This window comes from Enterococcus sp. S22(2020), from assembly GCF_020295385.1.
Lineage (GTDB): Bacteria > Bacillota > Bacilli > Lactobacillales > Enterococcaceae > Enterococcus_L > Enterococcus_L dunnyi.
In genome coordinates this window covers 106,421-122,875 of the sequence record NZ_JACFUD010000002.1, presented here as the reverse complement: position 1 = coordinate 122,875, position 16,455 = coordinate 106,421, and the positions used below count along the sequence as shown (strand labels likewise).

General features: G+C 38.3%; 15 protein-coding genes. 2 read left to right on the top strand and 13 right to left on the bottom strand.

Features of this window, described 5'->3' with window-relative positions:
- Nucleotides 1-17: 17 nt before the first annotated feature.
- The 13 genes from H3T55_RS03585 to H3T55_RS03525 form a co-directional block, all read right to left on the bottom strand.
- Entirely contained in the window at nucleotides 18-1,817 is a 1,800-nt protein-coding gene (locus H3T55_RS03585; protein WP_225533348.1) for an ABC transporter ATP-binding protein, read from the bottom strand.
- On the bottom strand, nucleotides 1,817-3,535 hold the full coding sequence (locus H3T55_RS03580) for an ABC transporter ATP-binding protein (protein ID WP_225533346.1): 1,719 nt from the start codon (nucleotides 3,533-3,535) through the stop codon (nucleotides 1,817-1,819). The genes H3T55_RS03585 and H3T55_RS03580 overlap by 1 nt, the downstream gene beginning before the upstream one ends.
- Before the next feature lie 348 nt (nucleotides 3,536-3,883).
- Nucleotides 3,884-4,741 carry a GRP family sugar transporter gene (locus H3T55_RS03575; RefSeq protein WP_225533345.1) on the bottom strand — a complete coding sequence of 286 codons (858 nt, stop codon included), beginning with the start codon at nucleotides 4,739-4,741 and terminating at the stop codon, nucleotides 3,884-3,886.
- Between the two features lie 74 nt (nucleotides 4,742-4,815).
- Complete coding sequence (locus H3T55_RS03570; RefSeq protein WP_225533343.1) at nucleotides 4,816-5,274, bottom strand: PTS glucose transporter subunit IIA; 459 nt, start codon at nucleotides 5,272-5,274, stop codon at nucleotides 4,816-4,818.
- Nucleotides 5,275-5,288: 14 nt separating this feature from the next.
- Entirely contained in the window at nucleotides 5,289-6,617 is a 1,329-nt protein-coding gene (locus tag H3T55_RS03565; RefSeq protein WP_225533342.1) for a maltose-6'-phosphate glucosidase, read from the bottom strand.
- 9 nt (nucleotides 6,618-6,626) lie between these two features.
- Nucleotides 6,627-8,051: a PTS transporter subunit EIIC gene (locus tag H3T55_RS03560; protein WP_225533339.1), complete on the bottom strand. Its 1,425-nt coding sequence runs from the start codon at nucleotides 8,049-8,051 to the stop codon at nucleotides 6,627-6,629.
- Between the two features lie 280 nt (nucleotides 8,052-8,331).
- Nucleotides 8,332-9,102: a chitin disaccharide deacetylase gene (chbG, locus tag H3T55_RS03555; protein WP_225533338.1), complete on the bottom strand. Its 771-nt coding sequence runs from the start codon at nucleotides 9,100-9,102 to the stop codon at nucleotides 8,332-8,334.
- Nucleotides 9,103-9,221: 119 nt separating this feature from the next.
- A complete protein-coding gene (locus H3T55_RS03550) occupies nucleotides 9,222-10,043 on the bottom strand; it encodes a PRD domain-containing protein (protein WP_318652963.1) in 822 nt (273 codons plus the stop codon).
- Between the two features lie 262 nt (nucleotides 10,044-10,305).
- The gene (trmB, locus tag H3T55_RS03545) at nucleotides 10,306-10,953 is read right to left on the bottom strand and encodes a tRNA (guanosine(46)-N7)-methyltransferase TrmB (RefSeq protein ID WP_087640653.1); all 648 of its coding nucleotides are present in this window, start codon (nucleotides 10,951-10,953) and stop codon (nucleotides 10,306-10,308) included.
- A gap of 126 nt (nucleotides 10,954-11,079) precedes the next feature.
- The gene (locus tag H3T55_RS03540; protein ID WP_087640652.1) at nucleotides 11,080-11,859 is read right to left on the bottom strand and encodes a phosphotransferase family protein; all 780 of its coding nucleotides are present in this window, start codon (nucleotides 11,857-11,859) and stop codon (nucleotides 11,080-11,082) included.
- Nucleotides 11,860-12,542: 683 nt separating this feature from the next.
- Complete coding sequence (gene dat / locus H3T55_RS03535) at nucleotides 12,543-13,403, bottom strand: D-amino-acid transaminase (protein WP_225533335.1); 861 nt, start codon at nucleotides 13,401-13,403, stop codon at nucleotides 12,543-12,545.
- 2 nt (nucleotides 13,404-13,405) lie between these two features.
- Complete coding sequence (locus H3T55_RS03530; RefSeq protein ID WP_225533333.1) at nucleotides 13,406-14,623, bottom strand: ABC transporter permease; 1,218 nt, start codon at nucleotides 14,621-14,623, stop codon at nucleotides 13,406-13,408.
- Nucleotide 14,624: 1 nt separating this feature from the next.
- On the bottom strand, nucleotides 14,625-15,362 hold the full coding sequence (locus tag H3T55_RS03525) for an ABC transporter ATP-binding protein (RefSeq protein ID WP_087640649.1): 738 nt from the start codon (nucleotides 15,360-15,362) through the stop codon (nucleotides 14,625-14,627).
- A 135-nt stretch (nucleotides 15,363-15,497) separates the two neighbouring features.
- Here H3T55_RS03525 and H3T55_RS03520 point away from each other — a divergent pair, with 135 nt between their 5' ends.
- Nucleotides 15,498-15,926: an HIT family protein gene (locus H3T55_RS03520; RefSeq protein WP_087640648.1), complete on the top strand. Its 429-nt coding sequence runs from the start codon at nucleotides 15,498-15,500 to the stop codon at nucleotides 15,924-15,926.
- Nucleotides 15,927-16,262 (top strand): YtxH domain-containing protein, encoded by a 336-nt coding sequence (locus H3T55_RS03515; RefSeq protein WP_225533332.1) that lies wholly within the window; start codon nucleotides 15,927-15,929, stop codon nucleotides 16,260-16,262.
- Nucleotides 16,263-16,455 lie beyond the last annotated feature (193 nt).

Below are 16,455 nucleotides of genomic sequence, written 5' to 3'. Positions count from 1 at the left end.
TCCTGTTGTCACTGCACTCAGGCAACATCACTTAAGAATTGACTATTATAGATATCCGAATAAACACCTTCAGCTTCTAACAATTCTTGATGATTCCCTGATTCTACAACATCTCCTTGATCCATCACGATGATTTTATCGGCATCATAAATCGTAGACAAACGATGAGCTACAACAAAACTTGTACGACCAACCAACAATTGTTTCATTGCTTTTTGGATCAGCATCTCTGTCCTAGTATCGACATTCGATGTTGCTTCGTCTAAAATCAAGATTTCCGGATTCGCTAAAAAGGCTCGGGCGATCGTAATCAGCTGTCTTTGTCCTTGTGAGATATTATTTGTTTCTTCATTCAAAACCGTTTCATAACCTTCCGGTAATTTTCGAACAAACTCATCCACAAAAGCCGCTTTAGCTGCAGCATAGACCTGCTCTTTCGTTGCATCAGGATTACCGTACTTGATATTGTCGTAAATCGTTCCTGAAAAAAGCCAAGTATCCTGTAAGACCATACCGATCTTTTGATGCAGCTGTTCATGTGTAAAGTTTCGGCTATCGATTCCATCGATTTTAATACTACCGCCAGAAATTTCATAAAACCGTTGTAATAAATGAACTAAGGTTGTCTTACCTGCACCTGTGTGTCCAACAATCGCAATCGTTTCTTTGGGTGCAACCGCTAAAGAAAAGTCCTTCATCAATAATTCTTCTCCGTAGCCAAATTGAACATGATCGAAACGAACTTTAGCCGAGTCATCCAACTGATCAGGAAATGTCTGTTCATAATGTTTTCTTTCTTCTTCATCCAATACTTCAAAGACCCGTTCCGCAGAAGCAACGATCGATAAAATCCCGCTCCATATTTGAGAGAATTGACTAATTGGTTGAGAAAATTGCGTTGAATATTGAAGAAATGCCTGTAAATTTCCGATCAAGATCGCGCCTGCAGCCACTTCAACAGCACCGACAGTACAAATCACGACATAAACTAGATTTTTCAATAAAATCATCGCCGGCATCATTGAACCGCCGAAAAATTTTGATTTCCAACCGGCTTCATACATTTCTTTATTGAACGCTTCAAATTGCTGCTCAGATTTTTCTTCATAATTAAAGCTTTTGATTACCGTATGACCATTGAAAGCCTCTTCGATCTGACCATTTAAGCTGCCTTGCACATGTAAATATTTCTTGAAATTTTCCTGTGCTTTTGGTGTAAACAGTTTCGTTATCAAAAAACTGCAGGGTAAAATCAATGCAGCGACCAAAGTCAATTTCCAACTGATCGTCAGCATCAACCAGATCACACCGATGACTAAAATCACGCTAGAAAGTAATTGAGTCAAACTTTGCTGCAGCATCGTTGCGATATTGTCCATGTCATTGATCGCGATCGACATCAGGTTTCCATTTGAATGCTTGTCAAAATAATCACTTGGTAACTCATTGATCTTTGCCTTTAACTCGTTTCGTAAGGTTTTGGTTGTATTTTGTGAAACAACTGTCATCAACCACTGTTGTACAAAGTCCGCGATTGCTTTACCAACATACATTGCTCCGACGATCCCCAATATCATGGCCAGCTTTGTGAAATCAATTCCTGTTTTTGCTTTGACTCCTGCAAAAATCAATGTCGTTGCTGATCCTAATAATTTAGGGCTTAGCACTTGAAGCAGTGTACCTGCGATTGCAATGACTGCGACTAACACGATCAGCCAAAGACTTTCTTTCATGTAGCTCATCAATCGCTTAAATGTTCCGCTTAAATCTTTTGGTGTCGCTTTGACGCCTCTATTCATCGGTGTTCCTTTACTCATCAGGCTGCCTCCTTGTCTTCTTGTGAAAGAATGATTTCTTGATAGACCGCGTTTGTTTCGGCCAATTCCTCGTGTGTTCCCCAACCAACCATTTGACCTTCATTCAATACAAGAATTTTTGTAGCATTTTTCACAGTGGTGATTCTTTGTGCCACAATAATTTTGATTGCTTGATTTAAATGAGCCTTCATCTTTTTTTGGATCGTTGCATCTGTTTTGAAATCAAGTGCCGAAAATGAATCATCAAAAAGATAGATCGCAGCATTTTTTACAAATGCTCTCGCCAAACAGAGTCGTTGTTTTTGACCGCCGGAAAAATTGCCGCCATTTTTTTCTACCGCGCCATCTAAACCACCTTGTGCTTGGACGAAATCTGTGGCCTGTGCTAATGCTAGAGCATCCCAAAGCTCATCATCTGTCGCCCATTGATTTCCAACCAATAAATTTTCACGGATCGTTCCAAAAAATAACTGATTTACTTGAGGTACTAAACTAACTTGTTCATGCCAATTGCTTTGAGATATTTGACTGATTTCCTGCTCATTAAAACGAATCGATCCTTTACGTGGATCATATAAGCGGTCTAGTAAATTGACTAACGTCGTTTTTCCTGAACCTGTACTTCCGATAATTGCCAAGGTTTCTCCTGATCGAACAGAAAGAGAGATTCTTTCTAAGGCATCTTCCTCCGCACCATCATAGCTGAATGAAACTTGGTCTAGGATCAAACTATTGGTTTTAGATTCATGCTCAGCGAAAACACTTGAACCATCTTGAATCACATTTTCTGTCTCCAACACACCATTGATTCGTTTCGCAGAAATTTGTCCACGTGGAATCGAAGAAAGAACCATTGTTAAAATAGCGACACCCATTAAAATTTGTGCTGCATAAGACACAACACCCATCATCGTTCCAATCTCCATCTGCCCTGTATCGATCAGTCCTGCACCTAACCAAGTGATTGCGATCGTTGCTAAGCTCATCATCAACGTAATGAAAGGCATCAAGAAACTAAAGGCTGTATTTGAGCGAATCGCTAATTTGGTATACAATTCATTTTCTTTTTGGTAACGTTGATACTCTTCCTGTTCTTTATTGAACGCATGGATCACTTTTATCCCTGTCAATCCTTCTTTAAAAATTAGGTTCAGCTGATCGATCTTTCGCTGCATTTTATCAAATAAAGGATTGGTATAACGGAAAATCAACCAACAGACGATCAAAATAATCGGTGTTACAGAAACAAATGCCATAGTTAATGATGGACTTAACCGATAGGCAAAATAGATTCCGCCGACTAGATAAAGAGGTGCTAAAATCAAAAATTTCAAGCCCATTTCAACTAGATTTTGTACTTGAGTCACATCGTTTGTATTTCTGGTGATCAATGAAGAGGAGCCAAATCGATCCATTTCTTTTTGCGAAAATGAAGTAACTTTTTTGAACAATGCTTCTCTTAATTCACCGCCTAAGCCATACGATACCTTAGCCGCAAAATAAATGTTGATCAATGCTCCACCAAAACTAATAATCGCAAACCCTAACATTAAAAATCCTTTTTGCCAAATAATCGTTTGATCATTTGGAACAACTCCTTGATTGATCAATTGAGCTGTCAACGTGGGTAAATACAAATCACTAAATGTTTGTACTAATAAAAATAAAACTGCAATTGCTGTTGTCGCCTTTGGAAGACGTTTGATTATTTTTTTCATGTATTTCCCTTCTTTCATCTACTACTTATTATTTATGCATATACAGTCATATCTCTTTTGATTCTCAATTGATGTGTCTTACAAAAATCATAAAATAAAAATAAACAAGCAATCATCTCATCATCTCCTATGCTTTTATTCATTTAATCGATTATACAAATTTAAAACAGGTACCTTACAAAGAAGAATTATAAAGGTACCTGTTTTAAATGTCAACAAAAATATGTAGGTACCTACAAAAAAAGAGAAACCGGGACATAACTCTACGAGTTACGACCCAGTCCTCTTTAAAATGAATAAACAGTGGAAGCTTCGGGAATAAACACTTTTATCCCATTTTCTCTCTTCTTATTGCTTGATTAGTCCAACGAGTAAAATTCCCGCTGTGATCAAAAAGGCTCCTAAAATAATTTGCCTTAATTCTTTCTTTGTTTTTTGAACGCTTAAAAAGCAAAGTCCACCAAAGATTGAAACTAGTACCGCTAGCTGTGAAAAGGTAAAGCTTTTCGCAACACCGATCAATGGAATAATTAAAAATAAGCTTAGATTAGCAACACTCCATGCCAATCCCGTCGTCCAATTTTTCATGATTGCTACAGGATCGACTTTTGATTTTTCAGCCCAAGCAAGTAATAATGAACTCATAAACATCCCTACTGATTGAGGAAAAATAACAGCTGTTCCAGAGATCGAAAAAAATTGCGGCAATGTCACATAAAATACTAAGGCACTTGAAGAAAACAGTAAAAAAAGAAGTCCCTGCTTAAAATCTGCTGTAAGCTTCTGTTGCTCCTGCTCTTTAGAAAATGACGTACAGACGATTCCAAAAATGACCAACAAAATACCTGTCCCTCCAATGATAAACGCTTGGATACCTTGCCACTCTCGAAAAAAGAATACCGCAACTAACGTTGTTCCTATCAATTGAGTCCCGTTAGAAATCGGCATTGCCTCAGAAACGGGCATCAATTGAAATGAGTGAAACTGTAAATACTGTCCTATCGCCCACAGACAACCTGACAAAAAGGTGACAATAAACAGCGAGACAGTCAGCTGCGGCTTCAAACAAAATAAGACAGCGATTCCGCACAGCAAAGCAACCATCGTAGTTCCTATCAACTGATTGATCGGTTTGGCCTTTGTTAAAGAAGCGATCACTGGCATCAAGCCCCAGCCAAGTGCAGGTAAAAAATAAAGTAAATACATCGATATCTCCTTCTAATTACAAAGAGAGAAAACAGCAGAGCGTTCCGCTGTTTTCTCTACTGAATTTTATTTGCTCAAAGTTTAAACACATCATCTTCGATAGAAACATGCTCTTTTCCTTTGATGATCTCCCCTTTGTCAGTCTCTGGTAACACAACGATTATCACCGGATCTTTTGCTTCGTTCTTCAGCAGTGCAAGATTCATTTCCGCTAGCTTTTGCCCACAGCTAATTGTTTCATTTTCTGCTACAAGTAATGAAAAAGGGGCTCCTTTTAGATCTACTGTATCTAATCCCATATGGATCAAGATCGTCTCTCCCGATCGACTTTCTAACGTGATCGCATGAAGTGTTGGAAAAATATTTAAGATTTTTCCAGAGACTGGTGCATACACTTGCCCTGTATGTTCGGTGATCGCAAAGCCAGGCCCCATCATTTTCTTGGAAAAAACAGCGTCATCCACGTCTTCTAAAGGGATCAATCGGCCTTCTGCTACAGCTTTTAATGACTTTTTCTTTTTAAAGAATCTCATTTTTCACCTAACCTTTATGCCAATGTTGGCCAGTACTCTTTATTTGCCTCGATCATGTCGTCTAAAACTAATTTTGCAACTCTGGCATTTGGTACTGTTTGATTTAACGTGAAGGCTTGTAGTGCTTTTTGATAAGATCCTTCAAAGTATGCATCCACTAATAATTTTTCTGCGGCAACTTGTGCTTCCATCAAGCCTTTATGGAAATCATTGATCGGTTGTCTCAAGGAAATCGGTTCAACACCTGTAGCACCCACATAAGCTGGTACTTCTACTACTGCATCTGCCCTAAGATTCGGGATCGCCCCTTGATTTGGTACGATCAGCATGAAACGACGACGTTCGTCATTCAACAATGAAGTTGCCATATCAACGATGTATTGACCGTGCTCGCCAAAATTGAAATTTAAGACGTCTTCTGTCAAACCATCACGAATTTTTTGCGCCATTTCCCGTGTATTTTTTTCTCGCCCATCCATGACCATATTTGCTCGTGTATAATTCTTATCCGCATGCTCAACGACCATATCTGGGTATAAGTAATATTCTAAATAGTTATTTGGAATGTGTGTTGGGAAATTCTTAGTGATCACAGACATCATACTGAATGCCTCTTGCCAGTTCTTATCTCCAGCGTTGAAATCAGCTACTGCCATTTCCTGAGTCGTCAGTTTCTCGATGATTTCCGGCATCACATCGCGACCTAGAGATTTATCGTAGATAGAGGTATACCAGCCAAAATGATTCAACCCATAGTAGCTAGGTATCCAGTTTTTTCGATCATAGCCATAGTTGATAGCGATCGTTTCTTCAATTGAGATCGTCATGTCACACGCATTGATCATTTTCGCTGTCGGATACGTCCGGCGAACGGCTTCTGAAACGATCGATTCAGGATTCGTATAATTCAAAATCCAAGCATCTGGAGCAAATTCTTGAACATACCCAACGATTTCAAGTAAACCGCCCATTGAACGCATCCCATAAGCAAAACCGCCTAAGCCACAGGTTTCTTGACCAACTAAATCATACTTCAAAGCGATCTTTTCATCTTGCTCCCGCATTTTCATTCCGCCTACACGAATTTGTGAGAAAATGAAATCACAGCCCGTAAATGCTGTTTTAGGATCTTCTGTTGATGATAGTTTCACCTCATCGTAGCCATCTTTTTTCAGCATAAAATCAATGATTAGATACATATCATCATTTCTTTTTTTATCGATATCGTATAAACGAATTTCCGCAACTGGTAAACGATCCGCATTATTTAAAACAGCTTGAATGATTCCTGGCGTATATGTGCTTCCGCCGCCTGCGATTGTAATGATTTGTTTTTTTGTCATTTTTTTCACCTATCCTTGATTTTCTAATAATTTATCAAATTCAGCCATGATATACGTTACTTCCAAACCAACGATCACTTGATAATTTTTCTCTGTCGGTTTGATGATTCCGCTAACACCTAACTGCTTGATTCGTTGCTCATTCACTTCAGAACTGTCCAAAACCTCTACTCTCAATCGTGTATTACAGCTATAAGCATCCGCAATATTTTTTGCACCACCGAAAGCATCCAATAATTTTTTCGCCATATATTCATAGTTTTTACTTGCTAATGTTAATTCTTTTTCCTCTTCTTCTATTGTTTCTGTTCCAAATTCTGTTGCTACTTCTCTTCCTAAAGTTGGAATATTACGTTTTTTGATCAGATAATAGAATGTGAAATAATAGAGAGCAAAGAACACTAAACCGATCGGCAGAATCAAGATAGCATTCGTTGCGATCCTAAAGTTGATTAGATAATCTACGATACAAGCACCGAAGGTAAACCCGATTCGAATATTGAATAGGTAGCAGACAAATCCTGCCAAACCTGCAAAGAATGCATGAACGACATAAAGCATTGGCGAAATGAACATAAAGCTGAATTCAACAGGTTCTGTGATATTTGCGATAAATGACGTTGCCGCACCACTCCCCATGATCCCTTTGACCATTTCTTTATTTTCTTTGAACGCTGCACGATAAATCGCTAAACAAATCGCTGGTATACCAAACATCATTACCACGAAAAATCCAGATAAGAATAATCCTGCTTGTGGATCTCCATTGATAAAGCGAGTCATCTCACCACGGAAAACTTCTCCACTTGGCGATGTATAGCTTCCTAGATCATAGTAAACATAGGTATTCAAGACATGATGCAGCCCAAATGGAATCAACAGTCGATTCAGGAACATAAAAATACCGACTCCAAATGCACCCATATCTACTAATAATTTTGCGAAACTATCGATCCCCGTTTGGATGATCGGCCAAATAACCCCAAAAACAACTGCTGTGATCGTTTGTAAAATCATGACCATCGTCAACGGAAATTTTTCGCCTGCAAAATAAGAAAATACCATTGGTAATTTTTGATTTTTGAAACGATTATAGGTCCAAGCAGCAACCAGCCCAGAAATGATCCCGCCAAAAATCCCCATACTTACAGCCGGATTCATGATCTCCAACCCTTTTTTCAACGTTGCAATTGCTAGAAACCCAGTCAAAGCTGGAATCCCTTTATCCTTCGTCTTAGCAAAACCGATCGTTACACCAATCGCAAACAGAATATCTAAATTCCCAAAAACAGCATTCCCGGCAGCACCGATCACCGGAATATTCAGCATATCATCCGCAGATAAACGCATGATCAAACCCGCTAACGGCATTGCAGCAACAGGAAGCAACATTGCTCTTCCCAATTTTTGAATATTCGCTTTAAAACTCGACATGATAACTCCTCCTTAAATTAAAAGCGGAACAAATCGTCTAATCCTGTAGAAAATTAGGAAATTGACTTTGAGACGCTTTTTGTCTTACTCGCAATTTATCTTTTTTCCGAGAGACTGGCTCATGCAGCTGGACAATACAAATGATCAACACTTTCTTTGAAAGTCTTGTACTGTTCAACATCAACTCAATCATTTTCGTTGTGTTTCTCAGCAAATGATCAACACTTTCTTCGAAAGTCTTGTACTGCTCATCATCAACCCAATACTTTCGTTATAATTCTCAGCAAATCTCCCGATACGTGACCAGTTCGATCTCCTTATCCTGTTTCACTGTTTTCGCAAACTCTGAATGAATCAAAAACTCGACCTGATTGATTCGTGGAAAAACAAACCCTGATCCCTGGTATAACTCTTGATCGATATAAGCTGTATGACACATGATCTCCGTTGTTTTTACTGATCTTAATTTTTCCAGTAGATCCGCTAAATATTCATGGATTCCTTTGTCTATTTGACGTTCCTTTGGCTCATCTACGCCTACATCATCAAAGAATCGCTCAAAGTAATCAACATGACGCACCTGCTCTTTTTCTTCAAAATTCCCGCGAACCGGCAAATCATATTTCTTTGCTAGAGCAACAACTACTTCCTGATTTTGTCCAAAAGTGTGTGCATGATGATGACTGTCTAAATGAGTAGGTACGATCCCTGAACGATAAACCTTTTGAATTTGACTATTCCATTCTTGGAATAGCTCATCCAAATCGATTTCAAAAGGTTGTTCATAATAAGCTAATTTCTTAAAAGAACCCTTTCCATCCATCAATGTATCAACATTTTTTAAAAGTGGTTGTCCACAAGTCAATGTCAAATGAACGCCAACACCTAAATCTGGATTTTCTTTTTTCAACTGGACTGCCTGTTCAAATCCCGGCATATTCGCCATTAGCGTGGTTGAAGTCAAAATCCCTTCACGATAAGCATCAATGATCCCATAATTCACCCCGCGACTGTATCCAAAATCGTCTGAGTTGATAATTACTTTTCCCATTTTTCCTCTTCCTTTCTAAACAGTAAAAAAGGCGTACCCTAATAAAAGAACTCCAGTATAAAACTGAATACTCTCTCATTAGGTTACGCCTACCGAATAGTAACACCCTAATCATTGTTTTATTTAATTCTTGCCAAATGCACTGCTAAATACACTGTTTCATTTTCTTGAATAGTCATTTGGTATGTTTCTTCGATCTTAGTTGTAATGAATTTCGCCACTTTATAAGGCTGACTTTCTTGAAAAGACGGATTAAAGAATGAATAATCTTCATCAGACACCTCTTCTTGATAGATCAAACGTTTTACTAAAAATTTTATATGGATCATCAGCCGATGATACGTAAGCGATTCTTTATCTAATACACCAAAATACTCTTTTTCCAGCATCTGCAAAATAGCTGCTGTCATTTCTAAAATCTTTAAGCTGTTTAAACTATTTCGCTCCCCTAATTCCGCATTGATAATATGCATCGTGATAAATCCAACTTCATTTGCGCCTAACTCTGTCTCATAGCGTTGATTGATCAGCTTTACCACTTCAACAGCCGTTGAATATTCTTCAGGATAAAGCAGCTTCATTTCCGGCAGCATGATCGCTGTCACCTGACTGTCTTCTCTTTTTCGCTGAATCGCAAAATAAATGTGATCTGTTAAAGCGATATAAATATTTGAATCTAAGGGCACTTGGATCTTTGATTGAATAAAGTGAATGATTTCTTCTGAAAACTCAATAAATTCCAATGGAATTTGTGCTGCCATCTCACTGAACATCTTCGTTTTTTCCTTCGAATCTAAAACAAAAATTTTATCAGCTGACGACTCATCAAATACCTCGTTTACGACCGCTGAAAAACCAATGCCCTTCCCCATAGCAATTTTTTCTACCCCATGATCATCCACCAAAACAACATTGTGATTGATCTTTTTCACGATAAGCATTTTCATTAACAATCCCTTCTCCAAAAAGGCTAAGTGACTTTTTACTACGTACTTTTGTTGACTTTTCCAATCACTCCTTTTCGTTTATTTCTAACAAACTCGAGTTAAAAACAGACAAAATAACGTAACTTTTTTTACGCAAAAACGACCTAAGAAAAATGACTTTTCTTAGGTCGTGCCTAATTTAATAGTTACACCCTGTGTTTTATGGTTAAAATATACCACAGTGTGAAACCGGTGTCAAACGCTATTTTTACGTTTTTTATTGATTAGACTGAAATCTCGCTTCTACACGATAAATAGGCTGTCCTTTAGCAGAGAATTTTTCCTCATACTCGGTCATGATGTTTCCTTCGTAATTGCTTGCATGCAAATCAAGCCAAACTTGTTCTAAAATCATGCCGTATTTTGAGAAGCTGCTTAGAGAATATTCAAATAATCCCCGATTATCTGTTTTAAAATGGATTTCTCCGTTTGGTTTCAAAATCGTTTCATCTGTTTCTAAAAAGGTTTTAAACGTTAATCGACGCTTTTCATGACGCGTTTTTGGCCACGGATCAGAAAAATTCAAATAAATTTGATCGATTTCATTTTCAGCAAAATACTCAGTCAGTGCACTTCCATCGACATGCAGCAATTGGAGATTAGGGAGAGCTTCTTCCAACGCCTTATCTAAAGCAATCGACAACACACTTAACTGCATATCGATCCCGATATAATTGATTTCTGGATGAGCTTTTGCCATTCCTACGATAAATTGGCCCTTGCCTGAACCGATCTCGATATGGATTGGATGATCATTGCCAAATCGTTCCTGCCAGCGTCCTTGCCATTTTTCCGGCCCTTCTACAACTAATTCAGGATGACTTGCTAACAACTCAGCAGCCCCTGCTCTTTTTCTCATGCGCATAATTTTAGTTTCCCTTTCTTTATCACAAATTTTAAGAGGGTAGGACAAAACCTGCCGATTTTGTACCGCCCTCTGTTATTTTTAAGTCACTCGTTTACATGAAGCAACGACTGGAACCTCAATTTCTTAATAGCCAAAAGCTTGTTTCAATTTTAAAATCTCTGCATTCATTTCCCGCTTTTCCCCTGACTGATAATGCCGCAGGATTTCTTGAAGAAAATTGAACAGTGCATACCACTTGATTCTGGTCAAATTTTCTTCTGTTGGATGCATACCATATGACAGAAGCCATTTATTCCAGCTCTCTTGCGGCACATAGTGCCCCAGCAGCATACCTAAATCTAAGGCTGGATCGGCAATCATCACTGAATCCCAATCAACTAAGTATAAGTAATTTTTAGAAACGATCCAGTTTCGATGATTCACATCCCCATGAACGACCATATAGTTATGAACTGAGTAAGTAGGAACCGTACGCAATAAATAGCTATAAACACGTTCGAGATACGAATTGTTTCGAAGTTCTGCCGGCAGTTTTTCTTCATATGCTTGAAGCAGCATTGCAGGAGTCTGTACTTTCCCGCCGATCTTTTCCAGCATTTTCTTCAGCATATGCGAATGATGCAAATGATACAGCACATCGACCACATCATTTCTTTGCCCGATCTCCTGTGCACGCAGCACCTGTCCATCTAACCATTCTTGTGCAGTCAAAATATCTCCTGTGACTGTCCGCTTAGTCCAAACTAGCTTCGGTGCGATTCCTTCTTTAGATAAAGCGGCCAAAAGAGGAGACGTATTTCGTTTGATGAATACTCGTTCAGCCGCACGTATGCCCATGAAAGTTTGACCGGTTGCGCCTTTTATTGGCTGCAAGCGCCACTCCTTATCCAACTGAAATGCCATGGAAATTATCTCCTATCTTAACACGATTTAAATAAAAGCGGAACAAATCGCTTAATCCTGTAGAAAATTAGGAAATTGACATTGAAACGCTTTTTGTTTCACTGACAATTTATCTATTTTCCTAAGGATTGATTTGTGCAGCTAGATAATACAAATGATCAACACTTTCTTCGAAAGTCTTGTACTGTTCTACATCAGCTCACTTCATTCACTGTGTTTCTCAGCAAAAGCAGAATGAGCCCGCTTAGTCTCGACTAGAAAATAGGAAAACATGAATGAGGCGCTTTTTGCCTCATTCAGGTTTTATCTTTTTCTCGAGAGACTGGCTCATGTAGCTGGATAACAATAAAAGCAGAACAAATCGCTTAATCCTGTAGAAAATTAGGAAATTGACATTGAAATGCTTTTTGTTTCACTGGCAATTTATCTATTTTCCTAAGGATTGATTTGTGCAGCTAGATAATACAAATGATCAACACTTTCTTCGAAAGTCTTGTACTGTTCTACATCAGTTCACTTCATTCACTGTGTTTCTCAGCAAAAGCAGAATGAGCCAACTTAGTCTCGACTAGAAAAATGATCCACACGCCCTATGTCTATCGTTCATTGTTTACAGTACTTATCATTTTAGCTTCCATAGCATCTCACGTCAAGCATCTCTCTTGTTCTTTCAGCTTCTTTCTCTATTCTGCTACAGCACAAACTTGGTCTACGCTAGCAATATAGGCGTTTATCAGTTGTTGCGTGATTTCCCCTGGTTTTCCAGAACCAACGATATGCTCATTGATTTTTACGACTGGGACGATTTCTGTCACTGATCCGGAAACAAAGCATTCATCTGCCGTGAACAGTTCTTCTTCTAAAATGGCCTCTTCTTTGACAGGGATATTCAACTCTCGGGCCAATTCTAAAATTTTCCGTTTAGTGATCCCAGGTAAAATCAAATTTCCATCTGGATGAGTATAAACTGTTCCATCTTTGACCGCCCAAAAATTCGCTGCTGACGCTTCTGTGACTTTATCATCACGAACAAGCACCGCATCGTCAAAGCCTTGTCGTCTTGCTTCATCCAGGGATAAAATATTGCCCATCAAACTTAATGATTTGATATCACAGTGCAGCCAGCGTGTATCCGGAACGACCGCTACCGTAATTCCTTCTTGCATTTTTTTCACTGGACGTTCACAAGCAGTGATATTCGCTGTTAACACACCTGTGACCTTTTTAGGATCTGGCAAAGCATGGTTTCTAGGTGAATCAATTCCGCGAGTCACTTGAAAATAAAGCTTTCCTTCTGGAATTCCTTCAAGAGCCACCAGCTTTTGTAAGTTTGCTGCCAGTTCATCCTTCGTAAATGGCAAAGTCATACGAATCTTTTCTGCTCCATCCCACAAACGGTTTAAATGCTCTTCTAACATAAATAAATGCCCGTTGTACACTCGAACAACTTCATAAAGTCCATCACCATATTGATAGCCACGGTCTTCGATATCGATTTTTACTTCATCACGTTCAACAATTTGATCATTCCACAAAATATGCATGGTTAAGCCTCCATTTTCTTCAGACGATACGGAACATAGAACTTAGCAAATAATACAACTTCCACTACCAAGGCAGCAATAATCATTAAGCCTTCTTTCACATCTGGCAGTGCAATCAATACAAACAAGCTAAATAGTACTGCAGCAGCAAAAAGTAATAGTGACACTAGACGACTGACTGCTTGTTTTTTCTGTTCATTTGGCACAGGGTATAACTGCGTCATCACCATATAATCGAATTGCGTATAAATCGGAATCAGCTGAAAACCGATCAAATAGATGAATAGTACAGAAACACCCATAGAAATCCAAAACTCTTTAAGGAAAAATAGAATCACACCACAAACTAAAACCAGTCGGATAAATAAACCACTATACTCAGAGCCTCTTAAAAAACTACGAGCATATAAATAGAGATAGGTATTTTGAGTTGTCTTCTTGATTTTAGCTAAAAATGGATCTAAGAATTTCCGACGTTTGACACTGCTGGAAATCTCCGGTACATCAGTAAACAGATGAATGAATTGATAAATCCGATGCATCCGATTTTTTTCTAATTTGATCATTTTCTCCCAGTCTAATGATACCTGTTGTTCTTTTTCACCTAATATATAATAGAAACTTAAAAATTGAACAAGCGCGATAAGTATCCCTACCAAAGGCATTATATAAAGACTAAGCCCAATGGCTAATAAACAAGTAGCCAACCATAACATAGACCATTGGTTGTGTTGACTTGAAGAGATTTGATACAATTCATATTTTTGTAATCGTAAGTGACTGGCTTTCAATATTCCTAACATAACAAAAAAATAGATGAAGGTAGAAAACGCCCAGCCAGTTGATACCACAACTAACGGCATCGACATACCGCTCATCAAGCCTAAAACGACTAACGGCAGCCAAAAAGAATAACGCATCGCACGATTCAAATAACTGTTCATTTCAGGCTCTTTAGGTAATATAAAAACTTTGTCTGCCTCCTCAGCCAACGTAGCAATTCTACCGATCTGTAGTAATGATAACCAAAGAATCAAGATGATCGGTCTGCCCCAAACAAAATTTACCGGCAAAGTTTTCAGCACCTGAGAGTAATAAAAGCCTAATCCGCCTAACAAAAAGACACAAACCAAGATAAAGTGATCATTAAAAACATAACGCATATACTTCATCATTTTTTTCAAGTGGCGCGCTAAACGGATGCCAAAAAATCCAGACATACTACCCCACCTTTTCTTCTTTTGTCAATGCAATATAAATATCATCCAAAGATGAATCAGGTAAATCGAACTCTTTTCGTAACTCTTCCATTGAGCCGACTGCTCGGACTTCACCATCGTGCAAAACAACAAAGCGATCACAATAGCGTTCTGCTGTCGCAAGGATATGAGTGGACATCAAAATCCCTGCTCCTTGCTTACGCATATTATCCATCAACTCCAACAACGCATGAATGGCTAATGGGTCAAGTCCTAAAAATGGTTCGTCGATGATATATAGACTGGGCTGAATCAAAAATGCACATAATACCATGACTTTTTGCTTCATTCCTTTTGAAAAGTTCGCTGGAAACCAATCTAACTTATTTTCAAGTCGGAAAGTTTTCAATAATCCATCTGCCCGTTCAAATGCTTCTTCGATTGGGATATCATAGGCCATCGCAGTGATTTCAATGTGTTCTCTTAAAGTCAATTCTTCATATAAAGAAGGGGTCTCTGGAATATAACCAATTTTTTTACGATAGCTTTCAGGCTGTTGTTTCAACGTTTCGCCATCGATCGAAATTTTTCCCTTCTGCGGCGTTAGTAAGCCGATCACATTTTTGATCGTTGTACTTTTACCAGCACCATTCAAACCGATCAGACCTACCATCTCACCAGACTTTACTTCAAAATTAATATCTTTTAAAACAGGGATATGTCCATATCCACCTGTTAAGTGTTCAATTACTAAACTCATGAGGTACCTCCAACTAAATTTTATCGTGAATCTATTATACCACGAACTTTTTGAAGGTTTCATGAACTTTTACTCCCAATTGAAATTCAAGATGTGGTAAAGTAAAAGAAAGAGTTTAAAGAAAGAAGGGACATCATGACAGAGTGTATTTTTTGCAAGATTATCGATCAGGAAATTCCTAGCTATAAAGTATATGAGGATGACAAAGTCTATGCCTTTTTAGATATTACCCAAGTAACTAAAGGACATACCTTGCTTGTTCCTAAAGAGCATGTGACAGATATCTTCGAGTATGAGCCTGCACTTGCTGGAGAAGTTTTTGCTCGAGTGCCGCTAGTTGCTCGTGCGCTTGAAAAAGCTTTTCCTGAGATGCAAGGATTAAACATCATCAATAATAATAAAGAACTAGCCTATCAATCTGTTTTCCATTCCCATATCCACTTGATTCCGCGTTATGAAGAAACAGATGACTTTTCGATCCACTTTGGTAATAATCAAGGAAAGTATACAGCCGAAGAAATGCAGGAAATCGCTGATAAGATCAGACAACAGGAGGAAGCATAAATGAGTAAATTTTCTAAAGGATTGTTCTTTGGCGCCATCGTCGGTGCTGCCAGCGGTTTACTTTTTGCGCCACGAAGCGGAAAAGCGACCCGTCAAAAATTTGTCGATGAATTAGAGGAATGGTCAGATCTAAGAGAAGACTTTTCTGACAAACTTGATCAGTTTAAAGAATCTGCGCAAGCCTTACAGGCAACGGCAGAAATTTATATCGAGCCGTTCATTGAAGGCATCAATCAAGACATCGAGAATTTTAAATTTCAAACAGAACCACGAATCGAGCAAATTCAAGAGCAAGTTGAAAAAATTCAGGATGAATTACCTGAAATAGCTAAATAGATCACATGTTTATACGGGGATGGAAAAACGTCAGATTCATGTTTTTTCATCCTCTATTTTTTTGATTTAATCATCGTTTAAATTAAATTCATTTTCTATTTATATAATTCAACACTTTTTTACAATCACTCTTTTCGTGTATTTAAATCACTAAAATGTCCGAAATAAACCTATTTATAGAGGAAAATGTGTC

Excerpts from the sequence above, each read along its gene's own strand:
- chbG (WP_225533338.1), bottom strand. The coding sequence starts at position 9,102 with ATGGGAAAAGTAATTATCAACTCAGACGATTTTGGATACAGTCGCGGG.
- H3T55_RS03585 (WP_225533348.1), bottom strand. The coding sequence starts at position 1,817 with ATGAGTAAAGGAACACCGATGAATAGAGGCGTCAAAGCGACACCAAAA.
- H3T55_RS03550 (WP_318652963.1), bottom strand. The coding sequence starts at position 10,043 with ATGCTTATCGTGAAAAAGATCAATCACAATGTTGTTTTGGTGGATGAT.
- H3T55_RS03575 (WP_225533345.1), bottom strand. The coding sequence starts at position 4,741 with ATGTATTTACTTTATTTTTTACCTGCACTTGGCTGGGGCTTGATGCCA.
- trmB (WP_087640653.1), bottom strand. The coding sequence starts at position 10,953 with ATGCGCATGAGAAAAAGAGCAGGGGCTGCTGAGTTGTTAGCAAGTCAT.
- H3T55_RS03565 (WP_225533342.1), bottom strand. The coding sequence starts at position 6,617 with ATGACAAAAAAACAAATCATTACAATCGCAGGCGGCGGAAGCACATAT.
- H3T55_RS03540 (WP_087640652.1), bottom strand. The coding sequence starts at position 11,859 with ATGGCATTTCAGTTGGATAAGGAGTGGCGCTTGCAGCCAATAAAAGGC.
- H3T55_RS03515 (WP_225533332.1), top strand. The coding sequence starts at position 15,927 with ATGAGTAAATTTTCTAAAGGATTGTTCTTTGGCGCCATCGTCGGTGCT.
- H3T55_RS03520 (WP_087640648.1), top strand. The coding sequence starts at position 15,498 with ATGACAGAGTGTATTTTTTGCAAGATTATCGATCAGGAAATTCCTAGC.
- H3T55_RS03570 (WP_225533343.1), bottom strand. The coding sequence starts at position 5,274 with ATGAGATTCTTTAAAAAGAAAAAGTCATTAAAAGCTGTAGCAGAAGGC.
- H3T55_RS03525 (WP_087640649.1), bottom strand. The coding sequence starts at position 15,362 with ATGAGTTTAGTAATTGAACACTTAACAGGTGGATATGGACATATCCCT.
- H3T55_RS03560 (WP_225533339.1), bottom strand. The coding sequence starts at position 8,051 with ATGTCGAGTTTTAAAGCGAATATTCAAAAATTGGGAAGAGCAATGTTG.
- H3T55_RS03530 (WP_225533333.1), bottom strand. The coding sequence starts at position 14,623 with ATGTCTGGATTTTTTGGCATCCGTTTAGCGCGCCACTTGAAAAAAATG.
- H3T55_RS03580 (WP_225533346.1), bottom strand. The coding sequence starts at position 3,535 with ATGAAAAAAATAATCAAACGTCTTCCAAAGGCGACAACAGCAATTGCA.
- dat (WP_225533335.1), bottom strand. The coding sequence starts at position 13,403 with ATGCATATTTTGTGGAATGATCAAATTGTTGAACGTGATGAAGTAAAA.